This window comes from Streptomyces sp. NPDC050263 (genome assembly GCF_040655955.1).
Classification (GTDB): domain Bacteria; phylum Actinomycetota; class Actinomycetes; order Streptomycetales; family Streptomycetaceae; genus Streptomyces.
In genome coordinates this window covers 25,729-42,714 of the sequence record NZ_JBFAKW010000079.1, presented here as the reverse complement: position 1 = coordinate 42,714, position 16,986 = coordinate 25,729, and the positions used below count along the sequence as shown (strand labels likewise).

Sequence of the window (16,986 nt, the reverse complement as noted above, 5' to 3'; positions counted from 1 at the left end):
GTTCGGGCGCACCGCGGACCTTCGTCCCCTCAGCGAGTGCCGACCGCCGCTCGCACCGCCCGTCGGGCGAGCTGGCAGTCGTCGTGCAGGCGCCGCAGCAGCAGGCGCTGTTCCTCGCCGGACGGCGCGGCGCCCGGGTGGGCCGCCCCCGGGGTTGTCGGGGCCGTGTCGTGCATCGAACGCTGCACGGCGGTCTCGTAGGTACGGATCTCACGGGTCAGGACCAGCATCAGGTTCACCAGGAAGGCGTCCCGCGAGGCCGGGCCCGCCGACTGGGCGATCTGGCTGATCTGACGGCGCGCCACCGGCGCGTCGCCCAGTGCCGACCACAGCGTCGCCAGGTCGTAGCCCGGCAGATACCAGCCCGCGTGCTCCCAATCCACCAGCACTGGACCGGCCGGTGAGAGAAGGATGTTCGACAGGAGGGCGTCGCCGTGGCAGAACTGGCCCATGCCCTGCCGGCCCGCGGTGGCCGCGATGCCGTGCAGCAGCTTCTGGAGGTCGCCGAGGTCCCGGTCGGTGAGCAGACCCAGCTCGTGGTAGCGGGAGATCCGGGCCGCGTAGTCGAGCGGCGCGTCGAACGCCCCCGCCGGCGGCCGCCAGGCGTTGAGCCGGCAGACCGCGCCGAGCGCCGCCCGCACGTCCGCCCGCGGCGGGGCCTCGGTGGGGTGCCGCTGGAGTGCCGCCACGCGCCCGGGCATCCGCTCGATCACCAGTGTGCAGTTGTCCGGGTCCGCCGCGATCAGTCTCGGCGCCCGCACCGGGGGGCGGTGCCGGACGAACGTGCGGTACGCGGCTATTTCGTGCCGGATCCGCTCCGCCCACACGGGGGAGTGGTCCAGTAAACACTTGGCGACAGCCGTACTGCGTCCTGTCGTGCCGACCAGGAGCACCGAGCGGCCGCTGCGCCGCAGCACCTGGACCGGGGCGAACTCCGGGCAGATCCGGTGCACCGAAGCGATCGCCGTGCGCAGCTGGGCGCCCTGAGGGCCGGACAGGTCGAGTCTTCCGCTGAGCGGTTGCGTGCCGAGCCCCGCGGGGCGCCGGGTCAGACCCGCGCCGAGCGCGGGGCCCGCCGACCGCGCGGGGTCGAGGTAGGGGCCGCCGCCGCCCGGGCGGGAGTGCAGCGACCGGGGCGGGGCGGACACGGAGGACGATGCTGCGTACATGGGAGAAACAGATCCCTTCGTGTGCCGGACGTCAGAACGCTGCCCCGACCGGTCCACCCGGGTGCACCCTGGGGAGTGTCCCTCGGCGACCGGGTCGGGGTGGCGCTTTCCTACCTGACACCCATCGCCCGGTGGCACACCATCTGGCGAACCCTGGCGAACCCTGGCGAATAGTCGCCCGGCAACTTTCCCGGGGCTACTGTCAACTCAGCCGAGAACCTGGGGGCTTGACGTGAGCGGACAACCCAACACCCGCCTCTCGGATCTGTTCGGCCTGGCCGGCTGGTCCAAGGGTGAACTCGCGAGGCTGGTCAACCGGCAGGCGGCGGCCATGGGCCACCCCCAACTGTCGACCGACACCTCCCGGGTGCGGCGGTGGATCGACACGGGAGAGACCCCGCGCGATCCGGTGCCGCGGGTGCTGGCGGCTCTGTTCACCGAGCGTCTCGGCCGTGTCGTGACCATCGAGGACCTCGGTCTGGTCCGGCACGGGCGTACAGGGAAACGGCCCGGCGGCGGGAGTGTCGATCATCCCGACGGTGTGCCGTGGGCGCCCGAACGGACTGCTGCGGTCCTCACCGAATTCACGGGAATGGACCTCATGCTCAACCGACGCGGCTTGGTGGGCGCGGGTGCCGCGCTCGCCGCGGGATCAGCTCTCAGCAGTGCCATGTACGAGTGGCTCCACACCGACCCCACCCTCTCCGCCGACGCTACCGTCATCGACCATCCCCACCTCCATCATGCCGACCCCGCTGGGCTCGACCGCTACGAGGCGGCCCCCATCGGAACGGAGGAGGTCGACGAACTCGAGCGCTCGGTCGAGGTGTTCCGAGCCTGGGACGCGGCCCGCGGGGGCGGGCTGCAACGCAAGGCCGTCGTGGGACAGCTCAACGAGGTGGGCGGCATCCTCGCCTACCACCATCCGACCCATCTCCAGCGGCGCCTGTGGGGCGTCGCGGCCAACCTCGCCGTGCTCGCGGGCTGGATGTCGCACGACATCGGCCTGGAGCCCACAGCCCAGAAGTACTTCGTCATCGCCGCCCATGCCGCACGCGAGGGCGGTGACCGGCCGAGGGCCGGCGAGGCGCTCTCCCGGGCGGCCCGTCAGATGGTCCACCTCGGCCGGCCGGACGACGCCCTCGACCTGATGAAACTGGCCCAGTCCGGGGCCGGCGGCGAGGTGCTGCCGCGCACCCGGGCGATGTTCCACACCATCGAGGCCTGGGCGCAGGCGTCGATGGGCAAGGGGCAGGCCATGCGCCGCACCCTCGGCCGGGCGGAGGACCTCTTCGTCTCCGACAAGGGCGACGTGACACCGCCGTCCTGGATGCAGACCTTCCGGGACGAGGATCTGTACGGCATGCAGGCCCTGGCGTACCGCACGCTGGCCGAGTTCGACCCGCAGGCCGCCGTGCACGCCCAGCACTACGCGGAGAAGGCCCTCGCGCTGCGCGTAGACGGGCGCGAGCGGTCGAAGATCTTCGACCATCTGTCCATGGCGTCCGCCTGCTTCATCGCGGACGACCCCGAACAGGCGGACCGGTTCGCGCGGTTGGCCCTGATGGCGATGGGGTCGAACTCCTCCCGGCGCACCTGGGACCGGCTGAGCCAGATGTACCGGCTCACCGCGGAGTACGCCAACTACCCGAGGATCAGCGAGCTGCGCGAGGAGATCAGGCTGGCCCTGCCGAAGCAGAAGGGGGGCAGGTCGGGCAACAGCGTCCGGACGTGAGGCTCGTGGGGCTCACGATGTGAGGTTCACCTGGTGACCCGGGCGACGAGCACACAGGCGTCGTCCGCGCGTTCGGCCTGGTCGCATTCCTCCAGGACGATCCGTATGCAGTCCTGTGCGGTGCGCGGACCGTCCAGCCGGGGGGCCAGGGCGAGGAGCTGTTCGGCGGGCGCGAGTCCGTCGGTGTGCAGCAGGAGCAGGTCGCCTGCTTCGAGGGTCTCTTCGGCCTGCCCGTAGGCGGCGTGTGCGGTGGCTCCGAGGAGCACGCCCTCCGGTGCGGTCAGCCGGCGCCCCGTCCCGTCGCGGAACAGCAGCGGGGCGGGGTGTCCGGCCTGCGCCCATGCCAGGGTGCGGGTGTCCGGCCGGTAGCGGCAGCAGACGGCGCTGCCCAGGGCCGGCTGGACGGCGGCGTCCAGTAACTGGTTGAGCCAGGACATCAGTTGGGCCGGGCCGGTGCCCGCCATGGCCATGCCGCGCAGGGCGCCCAGCATCATCGCCGTGGTCGAGGTGACGGCCGGGCCGTGTCCGGTGAGGTCGCCGACGCTGAGCAGTGTCTGGCCGTCGGAGAGTTCCAGGGCGTCGTACCAGTCGCCGCCGATCAGCGAGGTCGTCGCGGCGGGCAGGTAGTGCGCGGCGAGGTCGAGCGAGCGGGGGCCCTGGTGCGGCAGGCGCACGGAGCCGCGCCACGGCGGCAGGACGGCCTCCTGCAGTTCGACCGCGAGCCGGTGCTCGGTCTGCGCCCGGTGGCGCTGGCGCTGGAGCGAGTCACGGCTCTCGCGCACCGTGCGCTGGCTGCGGCGCACCTCGCTCACGTCCCGCAGGACGGCCCACATCGAGACGGTGCCGCCCTCGGCGTCGAGCACGGGCTCGCCCATCATGTGCACGGTGCGCGGCTCGCCGGCCGGGCGGACCACACGGAACTCCCCGTCGATCGGCCGGGCGTCGATCAGGCAGTCCGTGACCATCGCCGTGAGCTTCGGCCGGTCCTCCTCGAGGACGAGCGAGGGCAGTTCGTCGAGGGTGAGCGGGGGAGCGGCGGGGTCGCGGCCGAGGATCCGGTAGAGCTCCTCGGACCACACGGCCTCGTCCGTCATCAGGTTCCACTCGGCGCTGCCGACCCGGCTGAGCAGCGACTCGCGCCGGGCGGTCGCGGGCGCCGCGGCCGGCACCGGCGGCGGGCCGTCCCGCAGCTCGGCCAAGTGGGCGTCGAGGTCGTCGAGTTGGTGCAGCGCGAGATCGTAGAGCGCACGCTGCCAGCGGCCCTGCGGGTCCGTTCCGTCGTCCTGCGCGTTCTGCCGTACCGCGTCCATGTCGCCCTTGAGCCGTCGTGTCTGGGTGATCAGCGCGTCGACCGAGCCGCGCCCTGGCGGCTGGGCGGCTGAGCGGTCCGCAGAGACATGGGGCGGCATGACGCACTCCGATGCGGGAACGGTACGACGAAGGCTGACGCAAGGGCCGTTACGACTGTTGCACAGCCCGAGACACCCTGTAAGGGATTTGGCAACACACGATTCGGTGATGCTTCCGGCATATGCCAGTGTCCTCACGGAGGGGCGGTGAGGGGTGGGTCGTGAGCGCCCGGGGGAGGTCAAGTCGTAGGTGACGTACGTGACTTGGGGGACACCTGAGGGGGGCGAGGTGACTGTCGGGCTCGCGTTCTACGGCTTTATGTTCCATAGGTCTACCCGTGTGATGCAGGTCACATGAATTCGATCCCGGTTTCGCGTAATGCAAAGCGCCTCTATGAGGTCGTACATGCATGGACATCACTCTTGAACAACCCGTCCGCGCCAGCTTGATCACCGCGGAGGACCAGGAGCTGCCCGTGCCCGCCACGCTCCGCTACGACGCCGACGACCCCTTCGCCGTGCACGTCGACTTCCCGTCGGAGGTCTCCCTCGCCGGCGAGGCGGTCACCTGGACCTTCGCCCGTGCCCTGCTGGAGCAGGGCATGAGCGGCCCGGCCGGGAGCGGAGACGTGCACATCTGGCCCTGCGGGCCGGACCGTACGGTGATGGAGTTCCACTCCCCGCTGGGGATGGCCCTGCTCCAGTTCGACAGCGGCGCCCTGCGCCGTTTCCTGCTGCGCAGTTACGCGGTGGTCGCGGCGGGCCGGGAGGACGTCGGCGCCGCGGTCGACCAGGGGCTGCAGGCCCTGCTCGGCAACGTCTGAGGCCCGCCCGGTGTCAGGAGCCGCCCCCGGCGTACAGGCCGGGACGCGGGGCGAGTTCGACGGCGACGCGCCCGCCGCTCTCCAGGGACCGGACCCCCGCCTCGGCGACGACGGAGGCCGCATAGCCGTCCCACACGCTCGGGCCGGTGACCCGGCCCCGCCGGGCGGCGTCGACCCATGCCTGCACCTGGCGGTCGTAGGCGTCCACGAACCGCACCAGGTAGTCCTGGGGCACCTCCGCGCCGGCCGCGCCCCGCGTGGTGACGAGCATCCCGTGATCGTCGCCGACACGCGCGCTGCCCGACTCGCACACGGCCTCGCAGCGCACCTGGTACCCGAAGCCGCAGTTGACGAAGACCTCCACGTCGACCAGGGCGCCCCCGTCGGTCTCGAAGAGCACGAACTGAGGGTCCAGCAGGCCCTGCGGGGCGTTCGACGAGGGGCGCGGACGCAGCACGGTGACGGCGGTCAGCTCCTGGCCGAGCAGCCAGCGGGCCGCGTCGATCTCGTGCGACACCGAACTGTCGACCAGCATCGCGCTGGTGAAGTCCGGCGGCGAGGAGACGTTGCGGTGCACACAGTGCAGCATCAGCGGCCGCCCGAGCCGCCCGTCGTCCAGCAGGGCCTTGAGCCTGCGGTACTCGGCGTCGTAGCGGCGCATGAACCCGACCTGCGCCAGCCGCCGCCCCAGCCGGGCCTCCGCCTCCAGCACCCGCAGCGCCCCGGCCGAGTCCGGCGCCATCGGCTTCTCGCACAGCACCGGAAGGCCGCGGGCGAACGCCGCGAGCAGCGCCTCCTCGTGCGCCGGACCGGGCGAGGCGATCAGCACGGCCTCGACGCCGGGCGCGTCGAGCGCGGCAGCCGCCTCCGTGTGGACCGTCGCCGATCCGATGCCGGCCACGGCCTCCTCGGCGTGCGCGGCGTCCGGATCGGCCACGGCGACGACCCTGGCTCCGCTCACCACGCCGTCGAGGCGGCGTATGTGGTCGGCGCCCATGTGCCCGGCGCCCAGCACGGCCACGCCCAGCAGGTCACCCACGCGCGCTCTCCCTCCCGGCGGACGATCACGCCGTAGCGTACGCCGCCGGGAAAAAGCGTCAGTACCGCAGCACCCCCGCGATCCCGTCCGCGTCGCGCAGGGTGCCGTCGGGCACGAAGCGCACCTCGGCGCCCGTCTCCAGACACTGCTCGACGATCTCGTCCACGATGTCGTCGCGGGCGTCGAGGTCGCCGCTCACGGCCGGGACGAGATGATCCCCGTCGTCGCGGACCGTGACGCGGTAGTTCTCCTCGACGGCCAGCAGCCGGACCCGGCCGTCCCGCGAGCTCTGCCAGAGCTCGTCGACGCCGGCCGCGAACGTCTTGTGGCCGCGGGCCGAGTCGAGTTCGCGGGCGACGGCCGCGGTGTCCCGGCGGACCTCCGCGTCGAGCAGCGGGCGCACCGCCTGCCAGACGGCGTCCGGCGTGCCGTGCGAGAGCCCGCCGTGCGCGATGTGCACCGCGTCCCGGGTGACCGTGCCCAGCTCGTCCAGGGCCGACAGCGCCGCCTGCTCGCCGGTGACGTACAGCGGTCGCGGGTCCTCGCGCAGCAGTCTGCCCACGGCGGTGTCGGCGTCGCGCAGGAAGTGGCGGGTGCCCTCGTCGCGGAAGGTGCTGGGCAGGTCGCCGATCCGCTCCTGGCGCTCGGCGTCGAAGTTCTCCCGGCTTCTGGTCAGCGGGAAGCCGCTGTCGGCCGCCTCGGCGACCCGGTCGGCGCCGCCGTTCCACAGCGTGACGCGGTCGGCAGAGACCGACAGCACCCAGAACGGCCGTTCCGCGGCCTGCGCGGAGACCAGGTTGCGGGTCAGGAAGGTGTCGGAGAAGACGACGCGCTCGGGGACGGCACGGGCCAGGGACCACACCTGGTGCTCGCCCGGGGCCGCGTAGATGACCAGGCCGTCCTCGGTGTGCGCCAGATCGACCTCGGCGAGCGCCCGGTCGAGCTGGTCGGCGACGTCGGCGCGCCGCTCGCGGGTGACCGCGGGGTCGGCGTCCAGCTGTTTCTTCGCCTCGGCCACGACATTGCGCAACCGGACCCGGTCCTGGGTGTTCTCGGGTTCCCGGCGATGGGTCGGCGTCAGCACGGACACTGCGGGATAGGGGCGCGGGCGGCGCAGTTCGGAGAGGGTCGCGGGGCTGAGTGCGTGCTCCATATGAGCACGATAGGTCCGATTCGTCCGCGGGGCACCGCCGGGATTCTTTCTCGTCGGACGACGGTGACGGCGACCCCCGCCGCCGGTTACCGTACGCGTCAGTAACCGGGACCGCACCGCAGGAGGCACCCATGCCGCAGCTCGAAGTCGACGGCGCAGCACTGACGTACGACGACGAGGGCCCGCGCGACGGCGACGGCGTGCCCCTGGTGTTCGTGCACGGTTGGACCGCGAACCGGCACCGCTGGGACCACCAGCTGGCGCACTTCGCCCGGCGGCGCCGGGTGATCCGCCTCGACCTGCGCGGGCACGGCGAGAGCAGCGGGGCGGGGGTGAGGACGGTCGCGGAACTGGCGAAGGACATCCTCGCCCTCCTCGACCACCTGGAGATCGAACGGTTCGTGCCGGTCGGCCACTCGATGGGCGGGATGATCTCGCAGACCGTCGCGCTCTCCCACCCCGAACGGGTCGAGCGCATGGTGCTGGTGAGCTCCATCGGCCGGATGACCTACAGCCGGGGCCGGGGCCTGCTGATGGGTGCCTCCACCCTCGTCCCGTTCAAGCTGTTCGTCGCCGCCAACATCCAGCGCGCCTTCGCACCGGGCTACCCCCGCGACGAGATCCGCGCGTACGTCAAGGCATCCGCGGACACCCCGCGCGAGGTGGTCATGACGCTGTACGGCGCCATGCGGGCCTTCGACGTGCTGGACCGGGTCGGGGAGATCCAGGCCCCGACCCTGATGATCCACGGCTACCACGACATCCAGCTCCCGGTGGGGCAGATGCTGCGGATGGCCAAGGCCTATCCGGACGCGGTCGTCCGCATCCTCGACGCCGGCCACGAACTCCCCGTCGAGAAGCCGGCCGAACTGACGGCGGCGATCGACGCTTTCGTGTCCGTCGAGCCGTAGCGGCCGCCCGTGCGCGGTCCTCAGCCGAAGCTGTCCGGGGTCGCGGCCTTCCAGTCCGCCGCCCAGGACTGCGGCGGCCCGGCGAGGAGTTCGCCCGGCGCCAGCCAGTCGTACAGCTCCGCGTACGAGACCGGCAGGCCCGGCCCGGCCCTGCGGACCAGGTGGGCGGGGGTGAGCTCGTCGGGCTCGCGGACGCCCATCGCGGCCATGATCCGCACGGCGTCGCGGACCGTCTCCCGCTGGTAGTCCCGGACCCGTCGGGCCTTGTCGGCGACGTTCAACGCACGTGCCCGCGACGGGTCCTGAGTCGCGACGCCGGCCGGGCAGGCCCCGGTGTGGCAGCGCCGGGCCCGGACGCAGCCGAGGGCGAGCATCATCGCGCGGGCCGCGTTCGTGTAGTCGGCGCCCTGTGCGAGACGTCTGACGATGTCCGCGCCCGTGGCCACCCTGCCGCTCGCCCCGATCCGCATCCGGTCCCGGAGCCCGACGCCGACCAGGGCGTTGTGCACGGTGATCAGCCCCGGGGTGAGCGGCATGCCGAGCCGCCCGGCGAACTCCGTCGGCCCGGAACCCGTGCCGCCCTCCGAGCCGTCCACGACCACGAAGTCCGGTGTCACCCCCTCCGCCGCCATCGCCCGGCAGAGCGCGAGGAACTCCCGCCGAGACCCCACGCACAGCTTGAACCCGGTCGGCTTGCCGCCCGCCAGTTCCCGCAGCCGGGCCAGGAACAGCACCAGATCCCGCGGCGTCGAGAACTCCCGGTGGCAGGACGGCGACAGCACCGTCACGCCCTCCGCAACCCTCCGCTCCCGCGCGACCTCGGCGCTCACCTTCACCCCCGGCAGCACCCCGCCGCTTCCGGGGGCCGACCCCTGGGACAGCTTCAACGACACGCACCTCACCTCGGGCAGCGCCGCCTTGTCGGCGAACTCCCGCGCGTCGAAACCGCCGTCGGCGTCGCGGCAGCCGAAGTACCCCGATCCGATCTCCCAGACGAGGTCCCCGCCGCCCCGCAGGTGGTACTCGGACAGCCCGCCCTCCCCGGTGTCCTGCGCGAAACGGCCCAGCGCCGCACCCCGGTTGAGGGCGAGGACCGCCTGCGCCGACAGCGACCCGAAGCTCATCGCGGACACGTTCAGCAGCGCCATGTCGTACGGCAGCCGGCAGTCGGGCCCGCCCACGCGTACCACCGGCGGCTCCTCGGCCGCGTGGACCGGGCGCAGTGACGGCACCAGGAACTCGTCCGCCTCCTCTGCTGTTTCGGTGTCCCGGGTCCGTTCCGTCCGATGGCGCAGATGCGCGAGAAGGGGGTAGTTGCGGGGGAGGGAGCGTCGGCGCTGGAGCAGGTCGTGGGCGCCCAGGCAGGTCAGCGCCAGCAGCGGCCCGGCCGCGAGCCACCACCGGGCCGACAGGGCGATCGAGGCGACCGTCGCCCCGGCCGCGGTGAGGGCGACGAGCAGCAGCGGCAGGAAGCGGCGCACTCAGCCGTCGTCCTCTTCGGGCCCGCACGAACTGCCGTTCGGCGGGAGGGAGCCGTACAGCAGGAAGTCGTCGACCTTGCGGTGCACGCACCTGGACGACCCGTACGCGGTGTGGCCCTCGCCCTTGTTGTCGAGCACCACGGCCGAGGAGCCGAGGCGCTTCGCCGTCTCCTCGGTCCAGCGGTACGGCGTGGCCGGGTCGCCGCGGGTGCCGACCAGGAGCATTTTCGGGGCGTCGAGGTCCTTCACCTTGGCGCGGATGAAGTCCGTGCCCTTGGGGCGGCCGTAGCACATCAGGACCTCGGTGAGGCGGTACCGGCCGAAGACCGGGGACGCCTTGTCGTACGCGGCCCGCAGCCGCTGGAGGTCCGCGGTGATCTGCTCCGCGGTGGGGCGGTCCGGGTCGTCCGCGCAGTTGATCGCCATCAGCGCGGCGGGCAGGTTGTCGAGGGGGACGTCCTCCGCGTCGACGAGCGCACCGGGGGCGGGCTCGTCGCGGACGGCCGCCCGCAGCGACATCGCGTGCGGCGCCCGCAGCGGCGTCCGGAGCGAGAACGGGAGTGGGAGGGCGAAGCCGCCGCCCGTGAAACCCAGGACCCCGTTGGCGTCGCCGCTCTCGATCAGCTGGGCCAGCGCCCGTTCCAGCAGCGGCCACAGCTCCCTGCTGTACAGCCCCTGTCCGAGGGCACCGACGAGGTCCTGGCCGGTGAGGTCGCCGCCGAAGTCGGTCGGCAGCGGATCCTCGTCGAGCGAGCGGACGAGCCGCACGACCTCCTGGCGGGCCACGCGCGGATCCTGGCCGAACGGGCAGGCGATGTCCTTCACGCACCAGCCGACGAAGTCGTCCAGGGCCACCTGCTGCCCGCGCGCGCCCACGATCCCCTGCTCGGTGAGCGGCTCCGTCAGCGTGTCGACGCCGTCCAGGACCACCCGGCCCACCTTGTCGGGGAACTGCGCGGCGTAGACCGCGCCGAGTCGGCTGCCGTACGAGAAGCCGAGGTAGTTGAGCTTCTTGTCGCGGAGCGCCTGCCGCATCACTTCCAGGTCCCGGGCCGCGTCGACGGTGCCTATGTGCGGCAGGACCGGCCCGGAGTGCTCGGTGCAGTCGGCGGCCGCCTGCTTCAGCCGGGCGAGGAGCGCGCGGGGATCGGAGAGCGCCGAGTCGTCGTCCAGCGAGGCGAGCCCGCTCTCCTCCCCCTCCCCGCAGCTGACGGGGGAGGAGCGGCCGACGCCCCGGGGATCGAACGTGACCACGTCGTAGCCGTCGGTAAGATCCATGAACTCCTTGCCCCCGTAGGCGAGTTCAGGGACGCCCGGACCGCCGGGACCGCCGAAGTTGAGCACCACCGAGCCACGCCTGTCGCCCGTGGCCCGGTAGCGGGCGAGCGCCAGGTCGAGCGTGCCCTTCTTCGGGTGGGCGTAGTCGACGGGGACCGTCAGCTTGGCGCACTGCATGTCGTCGGGCATGCCCTCGCCCTTGCACGCCGACCAGGCGACCTTCTGACCGTAGAACCGGGACAGATCAAGGCGGTCGTCCGCGTCGCCGTCGCGGCTCGCGGTGGCCGTCGGCAGGCCCGCGCCCAGCATCAGCAGGGTCAGTGCGGCGGTCACGGCGAGCGCGCGGCTTCGCAGCCCGGGCCGCGTCGACAGCTTGGCCAGCATCAGCGCCTCCAGGGACGCGCGCAGCGGTCCGCGGCGGCGCCCTCGATCACGATAAGCGGCCTCCCCGTGACCCGCCTCCGGGCGGGAGAACGGTGCGAAAGGGCGTTCTGGCATAACCCGGATGGTTCGTCGGCGTTCTAACGGGTGCGGGCGAGTGCCCGCGATTCATGTCTGGAAGGCAGGGACCCCATGAGACGGGTTACCCGAACCGGTGTGCTGGCCGTCGCCGCAGTCTCCGGCGCGATGGCTGTGACACTGCCCGCACACGCCGACTCGGCGGCGAACGGCTCCGCGGCCGGCTCGCCCGGGCTGATCTCCGGCAACGGTGTCCAACTGCCGGTGCACCTCCCGGTGAACCTGTGCGGGAACACGGTGAACGTGGTGGGCGTGCTGAACCCCGCCGCCGGCAACACCTGCGCCGACGTGGGCAAGGCCGCCGCGCCCGGGGCGTCCGGCGCGAGCTCCGAGGGCGGCGCCACCGCGCAGGGCGGCACGCAGGACTCGCCGGGCGTCGTCTCCGGCAACGGTGTCCAGCTGCCGGTCCAGCTCCCGGTGAACGTCAGCGGCAACAGCGTGAACGTCGTCGGCATCGCGAACCCGGCGTTCGGCAACGAGTCCGTCAACGTGTCCGGCGAGGAACCCGCCGAGCCCGAGCAGCCCGCCGAACCCGAGCTGCCGATCCGGCACGACCCACCCATGGAGCCCCAGCACCCGGGTCCGAAGGCCAACCCGCAGGCCCCTGCCCTGGCGGCCCAGGCCGCGGCGCCGGACGACGTGTCCTCGCTCGCCCGCACGGGAGCCGACGCCACGCTGCCCGCCCTCGTCGGCAGCACGGCCATGCTGCTCGGCGGCGCGGCCCTCTACCGAAGGTTCCGCCCGCGCACGGAGCGCTGAGCCGCTCCCGTCCCGGCGGCAGGACGGCCCGCAGGCCCCGTCGAACAGCTCCACAGTCGATCTGTCGATCTGTCGATCAGGGGCCTGTGGCCGTGCTCAGCCGCCGGGGGACCGTCGGCCCGGGACCGCCGGAAAGGCGTGCCGACGGCCCACCGCGACCGCTGTCAGAGCCAGCGCGATCAACGGGAACGCTGTCCAGGGCAGAGCCCCCGCGCCCCATCTCTCCAGCACGACGCCCCCGGTCAGCGAGCCGCCCGCGATGCCGGCGTTGTAGACCGTGGTCTGCAGGGAGGTCGCCACGTCCGAGGCGGCGGGCCCCGAGGCGTGCACCAGCGCCGTCTGGATCAGCGTCGGCGCCCCGCCGAAGGCCGCGCCCCACAATGCGACCGACGCCAGCAGGACGGCGGGCGCGTCCGCGTGGCGGCCGAGGGCGAGCATGACCGCCGCGCAGAGGGCGAGCGCGCCGAGCAGCGTGGCACGCGGCCGCCGGTCGACGAGCAGGCCCGTCGCCCAGATCCCGGCCACCGTGGACGCCCCGAACACCAGCAGCACCACATCCGTGCGCCCGAAGCCCGCCTGCTCGGTGAACGGGGCGATGTAGGTGTACATCACCTGGTGGCCCAGCAGCAGGAACAGCGTGACGGACAGGATCACGGGGAGCCCCGGCAGCACGGCCACCCCCGTGAGCGGCACGCGCTCGCCCCGGGCCTCGCCGGGGAAGTCCGGGACCCGCCACCGCACCCAGCCCACCAGCAGCACCGCCAGACCGGCCGCCAGGCCGAACGCCGCCCGCCAGCCCACCGCCCCGGCCAGCGCGGTCCCGGCCGGCACGCCCAGCGACAGTGCGAGCGTGATGCCGGCGAGCACGACGGCGATCGCCCGGCCGCGCCGCTCGGCCGGCGCCATCCGGGCCGCGTACCCGGCGAGCATGGCCCACAGCGTGCCGCCCAGGACACCGGCCGCCAGCCGCGCCGCGAAGGTGACGCCGTACGAGGACGACAGCGCGACCACCGCGTTGCTCAGCGCGAAGCCCAGCAGGGCGCCGAGCAGGACCGGCCGGCGCGGCAGGCCGCGCAGCAGCGCGGTCACCGGGATCGCCGCCGCGAACGAGGCCGCCGCGTACCCCGTGACCAGGAAGCCGACCCGCGCCTCGGACACGCCGAGGTCCGGCGCCATGCGGGGCAGCAGCCCGGCGGGCAGCAACTCGGTCAGCACGGCGGTGAAGGCGGCCGTGGACAGGGCGAGCAGCCCTGACCAGGGCAGGGGAGCGGGCACGGCGGTGCCCTCGACCATGGATGCGGTGGACATGCGACCATGGTCGAACGTTCACATCAGTGTCAAGGCAAGGGCGGCCCGCTGACGAGTCGCCGAGGGCTTTTTCGGAGCGCGGCATGAAGATCGGCGACCTCTCGCACCGCACCGGCGTCCCCACCCGGCTGCTGCGCTACTACGAGGAGCAGGACCTGCTCCACCCCGACCGCGGCGAGAACGGCTACCGCGACTACGGGGAGGCGGCCGTCCGGGACGTCCAGCAGATCCGCGGACTGCTCGACTCCGGCCTCACCACCGAGATGATCCGCACGATCCTGCCGTTCCTGTCCGGGCCCGACGAGATCGTCCTGCCCGCGCAGCATCTGACCCCCGAGACCGCCGCCCTCCTGGAGGGTCACATCGACCGTATCCAGGCCCGGATCGACTGCCTGGCCCGCAACCGTGACCGGCTGAGCGCGTATCTGGCGGCGGTGGCGCGGCGCTAATTGCGTTGTGGGGCCCGCGCCGAGGTGCTGGAGTGGGAGGCATGGATCATGCCGCGGTACTCGCTCTGTACGACCGGGACATGCGCGAAGGCGCGCGCCCCGAGAGCTCCGACGCCCGCGTCGAACGGACCGGAGGCGTGGTCCGGCACATCGGCGGCGACGGCGGCTGGAGCGGCGTCCTGTGGTCCGATCTGGATGCGGTCGGGGCCGACGCGGCGATCGCGGCGCAGATCGCCTACTTCACCGGGCTCGGTCACGAGTTCGAGTGGAAGCTGCACGGCCACGACGGCCCCGCCGACCTCGGTCAACGGCTCACGGCGGCCGGTTTCACGGCCGACCCGGAGGAGACCCTGATGATCGGCGAGACGAGCGATCAACTGGTCGACGTCGCACCGCCGGAGGGCGTCCGCATCGTCCCGGTCGCCGACCGGGCGGGCGTCGAGCTCATGGTCGAGGCGAACGAGAAGGCCTTCGGCCGTGACGGTTCCTGGCTGCGGAACCTTCTGCTCGCCCGCCTCGCCGACGACCCGGACGCCCTTGTCGCCCTTCTCGCGATGGCCGGGGACGTGCCGGTGAGCTCGGCGCGGATGGAGCTGATCCCCGGAGTGCGGTTCGCCGGCCTGTGGGGCGGCGGTACCGTCGAGGGCTGGCGCGGTCGCGGCGTCTACCGTGCCCTGATCGCCCATCGCGCCCGTATCGCCGCCGAGCGCGGCTACCGCTATCTCCAGGTCGACGCCTCGTCCCAGAGCCGCCCCATCCTGGAGCGCCTCGGCTTCGCCGCGGTCAGCACGACGACCCCGTACGTGTACGCGCGCTGAGCGCTGCGCGGGAAGTGCCGCCGACCGGCCGTCGGTTACGTCGGCGGTCGCTCCCGCCGTCCGTCAGCGGCGTCCCTTCGACCGGTCCAGGGCCGCTACGCCCACTGCGGCCAGGCCGATCTGGATCAGCCACTCGATCCAGTCGGGGCCCTTGGTGTCGTCCACGCCGATCCCCGTGGCGAGCGCCGAACCGATCAGCGCGGCCACGATGCCGACGCCGATGGTCCACAGCACGCCGATGCGCTGGCGGCCCGGGACGACGAGCCGTCCCAGCGCGCCGATGATGATGCCGATGAAGATGGCACTGATGATGCCGTCGATCTCCATCTCCGCCCTCCGCTTCTGAGCGAGACGCCATTGCAGTGCTTGTGCCCGCTGGAGGGTGGGGCAGTCCGTTCCGTTTCGCGGCCGACCGCTGCCCGCATTTCTGCTCGCGTTATTGCGCTCCTTTGATGTTCACGGGCCAGTCATGTCATGTACCTTTCAATCGTTCCACGCGTGTAGAACCCTTCGATGCGGGGTCTACGCGCGCAGATTTGGCGCCCGCACCCGCCTCGTGTCCCCCCTTCCCCACGGAGGTTCGCCGGATGCTCGGATCACAGAGATCCCGCCGTAAGGTCACCACCCTCCTGGCCGGCCTCGGGCTGCTCGTCACCGGAGCCGCCCTCCAGGTCTCCACCAGCGCCACGCCCGCGCAAGCGGCCACCCCCCACCGCATCCTGTTCGACAACGGCCACGCCGAGACGGCCGGGAACGCCGACTGGATCATCTCCACCAGCCAGCCCGACCCGCTCGGCGAGGACTCCTCGCCGTCCTCCGAGAGCGACTGGACCGGCGCCATCTCCTCCTGGGGCGTCGCGCTCCAGAAGACCGGCGACTACAGCCTCGAGACGGCCACCGGCGCCCTCACCTACGGCGGCACGTCGACGACCGACCTGTCGAACTTCGACACGCTGGTCCTCCCGGAGCCCAACACGCTGTTCACCACCGCCGAGAAGACGGCGATCATGAACTTCGTGAAGAACGGCGGCGGCCTGTTCATGGTCTCCGACCACACCGGCGCCGACCGCAACAACGACGGCGAGGACGCGGTCGAGATCCTCAACGACCTGATGACCAACAACAGCGTCGACTCCACCGACCCGTTCGGCTTCTCCATCGACTCGCTGAGCATCAGCTCCGACTACCCGAGCGCCATCGGCGACAGCAGCGACCCCGTCCTGCACGGCTCCTTCGGCACCGTCACCAAGAGCCTCATCGCCAGCGGCACGACGGCCACCCTCAAGCCCGCCGACAACTCCAGCGTCAAGGGCCTGCTCTACCGCACCGGTTACTCCGGCAACACCGGCGCCTTCTTCGCCACCAGCACCTTCGGCAGCGGCCGCGTCGCCTTCTGGGGTGACAGCTCGCCCATCGACGACGACACCGGCCAGTCCGGCAACACCCTCTACGACGGCTGGAACGACTCCGGCGCCACCAACGCGGCCCTCGCCCTCAACGCCACCGAGTGGCTGGCCGGCGGAAGCGACAGCGGCGGCGGGGACGACGGCGGCGACGGCACCTGCACCGCCGCCCAACTGCTCGGCAACCAGGGCTTCGAGTCCGGCAACACCACCTGGACCGCCACCAGCGGCGTCATCACCAATTCCAGCAGCCAGGCGGCCCGCACCGGCTCGTACAAGGCCTGGCTGGACGGCTACGGCTCCGCCCACACCGACACGCTGTCCCAGACGGTGACCGTCCCGAGCGGCTGCACCACCGCCACGCTCAGCTTCTACCTGCACATCGACACGGCCGAGACCACCACCAGCACCGCGTACGACAAGCTGACGGTCACCGCCGGATCCACCACCCTGGCCGCCTACTCCAACCTCGACGCGGCCAGTGGATATGCCCTGAAGAGCTTCAGCCTCGCCTCCCTGGCGGGCACCACGTCCACCATCACCTTCACCGGCGTCGAGGGGTCCACCCTCCAGACGTCGTTCGTCATCGACGACACCGCGCTCAACGTCAGCTGATCCCCGCGTCGGTCCACCCGGCCGGGGCCCACCCGGCGGCGGCCGGCACCTCGGCCGCGATGTCGATCACTGTGCGCCCGTCGGTCACCACCCGCAGGGTGTCGGCGGGCGCACGGCCGTCGGGCATCCGTGCCTTGCGCGCCGCCCCACAGCGCCTGGGCCGGCTCGGCGTAGTT

The 16,986-nt window shown here is 72.4% G+C and carries 16 protein-coding genes; 7 read left to right on the top strand and 9 right to left on the bottom strand.

The features are described from left to right. Nucleotides 1–29: 29 nt before the first annotated feature. Complete coding sequence (locus tag AB0J04_RS29610; RefSeq protein WP_363171630.1) at nucleotides 30–1,169, bottom strand: aminoglycoside phosphotransferase family protein; 1,140 nt, start codon at nucleotides 1,167–1,169, stop codon at nucleotides 30–32. A 232-nt stretch (nucleotides 1,170–1,401) separates the two neighbouring features. On the opposite strand from AB0J04_RS29610, the gene AB0J04_RS29605 reads away from it, so the two are divergent. Further along, nucleotides 1,402–2,904, top strand: a complete 1,503-nt coding sequence (locus tag AB0J04_RS29605; protein ID WP_363171629.1) for a hypothetical protein — start codon at nucleotides 1,402–1,404, stop codon at nucleotides 2,902–2,904. A gap of 26 nt (nucleotides 2,905–2,930) precedes the next feature. Here AB0J04_RS29605 and AB0J04_RS29600 read toward each other — a convergent pair whose 3' ends face one another. Further along, nucleotides 2,931–4,313: a SpoIIE family protein phosphatase gene (locus tag AB0J04_RS29600; protein WP_363171628.1), complete on the bottom strand. Its 1,383-nt coding sequence runs from the start codon at nucleotides 4,311–4,313 to the stop codon at nucleotides 2,931–2,933. A gap of 350 nt (nucleotides 4,314–4,663) precedes the next feature. Between AB0J04_RS29600 and AB0J04_RS29595 the strand changes: the two genes are divergently transcribed. Next, entirely contained in the window at nucleotides 4,664–5,077 is a 414-nt protein-coding gene (locus AB0J04_RS29595; protein WP_363171627.1) for an SsgA family sporulation/cell division regulator, read from the top strand. A 13-nt stretch (nucleotides 5,078–5,090) separates the two neighbouring features. On the opposite strand, the gene AB0J04_RS29590 is transcribed toward AB0J04_RS29595, so the two are convergent. Next, nucleotides 5,091–6,116 carry a Gfo/Idh/MocA family oxidoreductase gene (locus tag AB0J04_RS29590; protein ID WP_363171626.1) on the bottom strand — a complete coding sequence of 342 codons (1,026 nt, stop codon included), beginning with the start codon at nucleotides 6,114–6,116 and terminating at the stop codon, nucleotides 5,091–5,093. A 58-nt stretch (nucleotides 6,117–6,174) separates the two neighbouring features. Then, nucleotides 6,175–7,269, bottom strand: coding sequence for a chemotaxis protein (locus AB0J04_RS29585; protein WP_363171625.1), 1,095 nt, complete (start codon nucleotides 7,267–7,269; stop codon nucleotides 6,175–6,177). A 131-nt stretch (nucleotides 7,270–7,400) separates the two neighbouring features. On the opposite strand from AB0J04_RS29585, the gene AB0J04_RS29580 reads away from it, so the two are divergent. After that, nucleotides 7,401–8,180 carry an alpha/beta fold hydrolase gene (locus tag AB0J04_RS29580; protein WP_363171624.1) on the top strand — a complete coding sequence of 260 codons (780 nt, stop codon included), beginning with the start codon at nucleotides 7,401–7,403 and terminating at the stop codon, nucleotides 8,178–8,180. 20 nt (nucleotides 8,181–8,200) lie between these two features. On the opposite strand, the gene AB0J04_RS29575 is transcribed toward AB0J04_RS29580, so the two are convergent. Together AB0J04_RS29575 and AB0J04_RS29570 are read right to left on the bottom strand one after the other, a co-directional pair. After that, nucleotides 8,201–9,661, bottom strand: a complete 1,461-nt coding sequence (locus AB0J04_RS29575; protein WP_363171623.1) for an FMN-binding glutamate synthase family protein — start codon at nucleotides 9,659–9,661, stop codon at nucleotides 8,201–8,203. Then, nucleotides 9,662–11,323 carry an alpha/beta hydrolase gene (locus AB0J04_RS29570; RefSeq protein WP_363171632.1) on the bottom strand — a complete coding sequence of 554 codons (1,662 nt, stop codon included), beginning with the start codon at nucleotides 11,321–11,323 and terminating at the stop codon, nucleotides 9,662–9,664. It abuts the gene before it with no gap. 189 nt (nucleotides 11,324–11,512) lie between these two features. Here AB0J04_RS29570 and AB0J04_RS29565 point away from each other — a divergent pair, with 189 nt between their 5' ends. Continuing rightward, nucleotides 11,513–12,217 carry a chaplin gene (locus AB0J04_RS29565; RefSeq protein WP_363171622.1) on the top strand — a complete coding sequence of 235 codons (705 nt, stop codon included), beginning with the start codon at nucleotides 11,513–11,515 and terminating at the stop codon, nucleotides 12,215–12,217. Between the two features lie 96 nt (nucleotides 12,218–12,313). On the opposite strand, the gene AB0J04_RS29560 is transcribed toward AB0J04_RS29565, so the two are convergent. After that, nucleotides 12,314–13,525 carry an MFS transporter gene (locus AB0J04_RS29560; protein WP_363171621.1) on the bottom strand — a complete coding sequence of 404 codons (1,212 nt, stop codon included), beginning with the start codon at nucleotides 13,523–13,525 and terminating at the stop codon, nucleotides 12,314–12,316. A gap of 83 nt (nucleotides 13,526–13,608) precedes the next feature. Between AB0J04_RS29560 and AB0J04_RS29555 the strand changes: the two genes are divergently transcribed. Then, nucleotides 13,609–13,974 (top strand): MerR family transcriptional regulator, encoded by a 366-nt coding sequence (locus tag AB0J04_RS29555; protein ID WP_363171620.1) that lies wholly within the window; start codon nucleotides 13,609–13,611, stop codon nucleotides 13,972–13,974. A gap of 41 nt (nucleotides 13,975–14,015) precedes the next feature. Further along, nucleotides 14,016–14,792 carry a GNAT family N-acetyltransferase gene (locus AB0J04_RS29550; protein WP_363171619.1) on the top strand — a complete coding sequence of 259 codons (777 nt, stop codon included), beginning with the start codon at nucleotides 14,016–14,018 and terminating at the stop codon, nucleotides 14,790–14,792. Between the two features lie 63 nt (nucleotides 14,793–14,855). On the opposite strand, the gene AB0J04_RS29545 is transcribed toward AB0J04_RS29550, so the two are convergent. Continuing rightward, complete coding sequence (locus tag AB0J04_RS29545) at nucleotides 14,856–15,119, bottom strand: GlsB/YeaQ/YmgE family stress response membrane protein (protein ID WP_363171618.1); 264 nt, start codon at nucleotides 15,117–15,119, stop codon at nucleotides 14,856–14,858. Nucleotides 15,120–15,379: 260 nt separating this feature from the next. Between AB0J04_RS29545 and AB0J04_RS29540 the strand changes: the two genes are divergently transcribed. Then, nucleotides 15,380–16,810 (top strand): hydrolase, encoded by a 1,431-nt coding sequence (locus tag AB0J04_RS29540; RefSeq protein WP_363171617.1) that lies wholly within the window; start codon nucleotides 15,380–15,382, stop codon nucleotides 16,808–16,810. On the opposite strand, the gene AB0J04_RS29535 is transcribed toward AB0J04_RS29540, so the two are convergent. Then, nucleotides 16,803–16,937 carry a hypothetical protein gene (locus AB0J04_RS29535; RefSeq protein WP_363171616.1) on the bottom strand — a complete coding sequence of 45 codons (135 nt, stop codon included), beginning with the start codon at nucleotides 16,935–16,937 and terminating at the stop codon, nucleotides 16,803–16,805. The genes AB0J04_RS29540 and AB0J04_RS29535 overlap by 8 nt on opposite strands. Nucleotides 16,938–16,986: the final 49 nt, after the last annotated feature.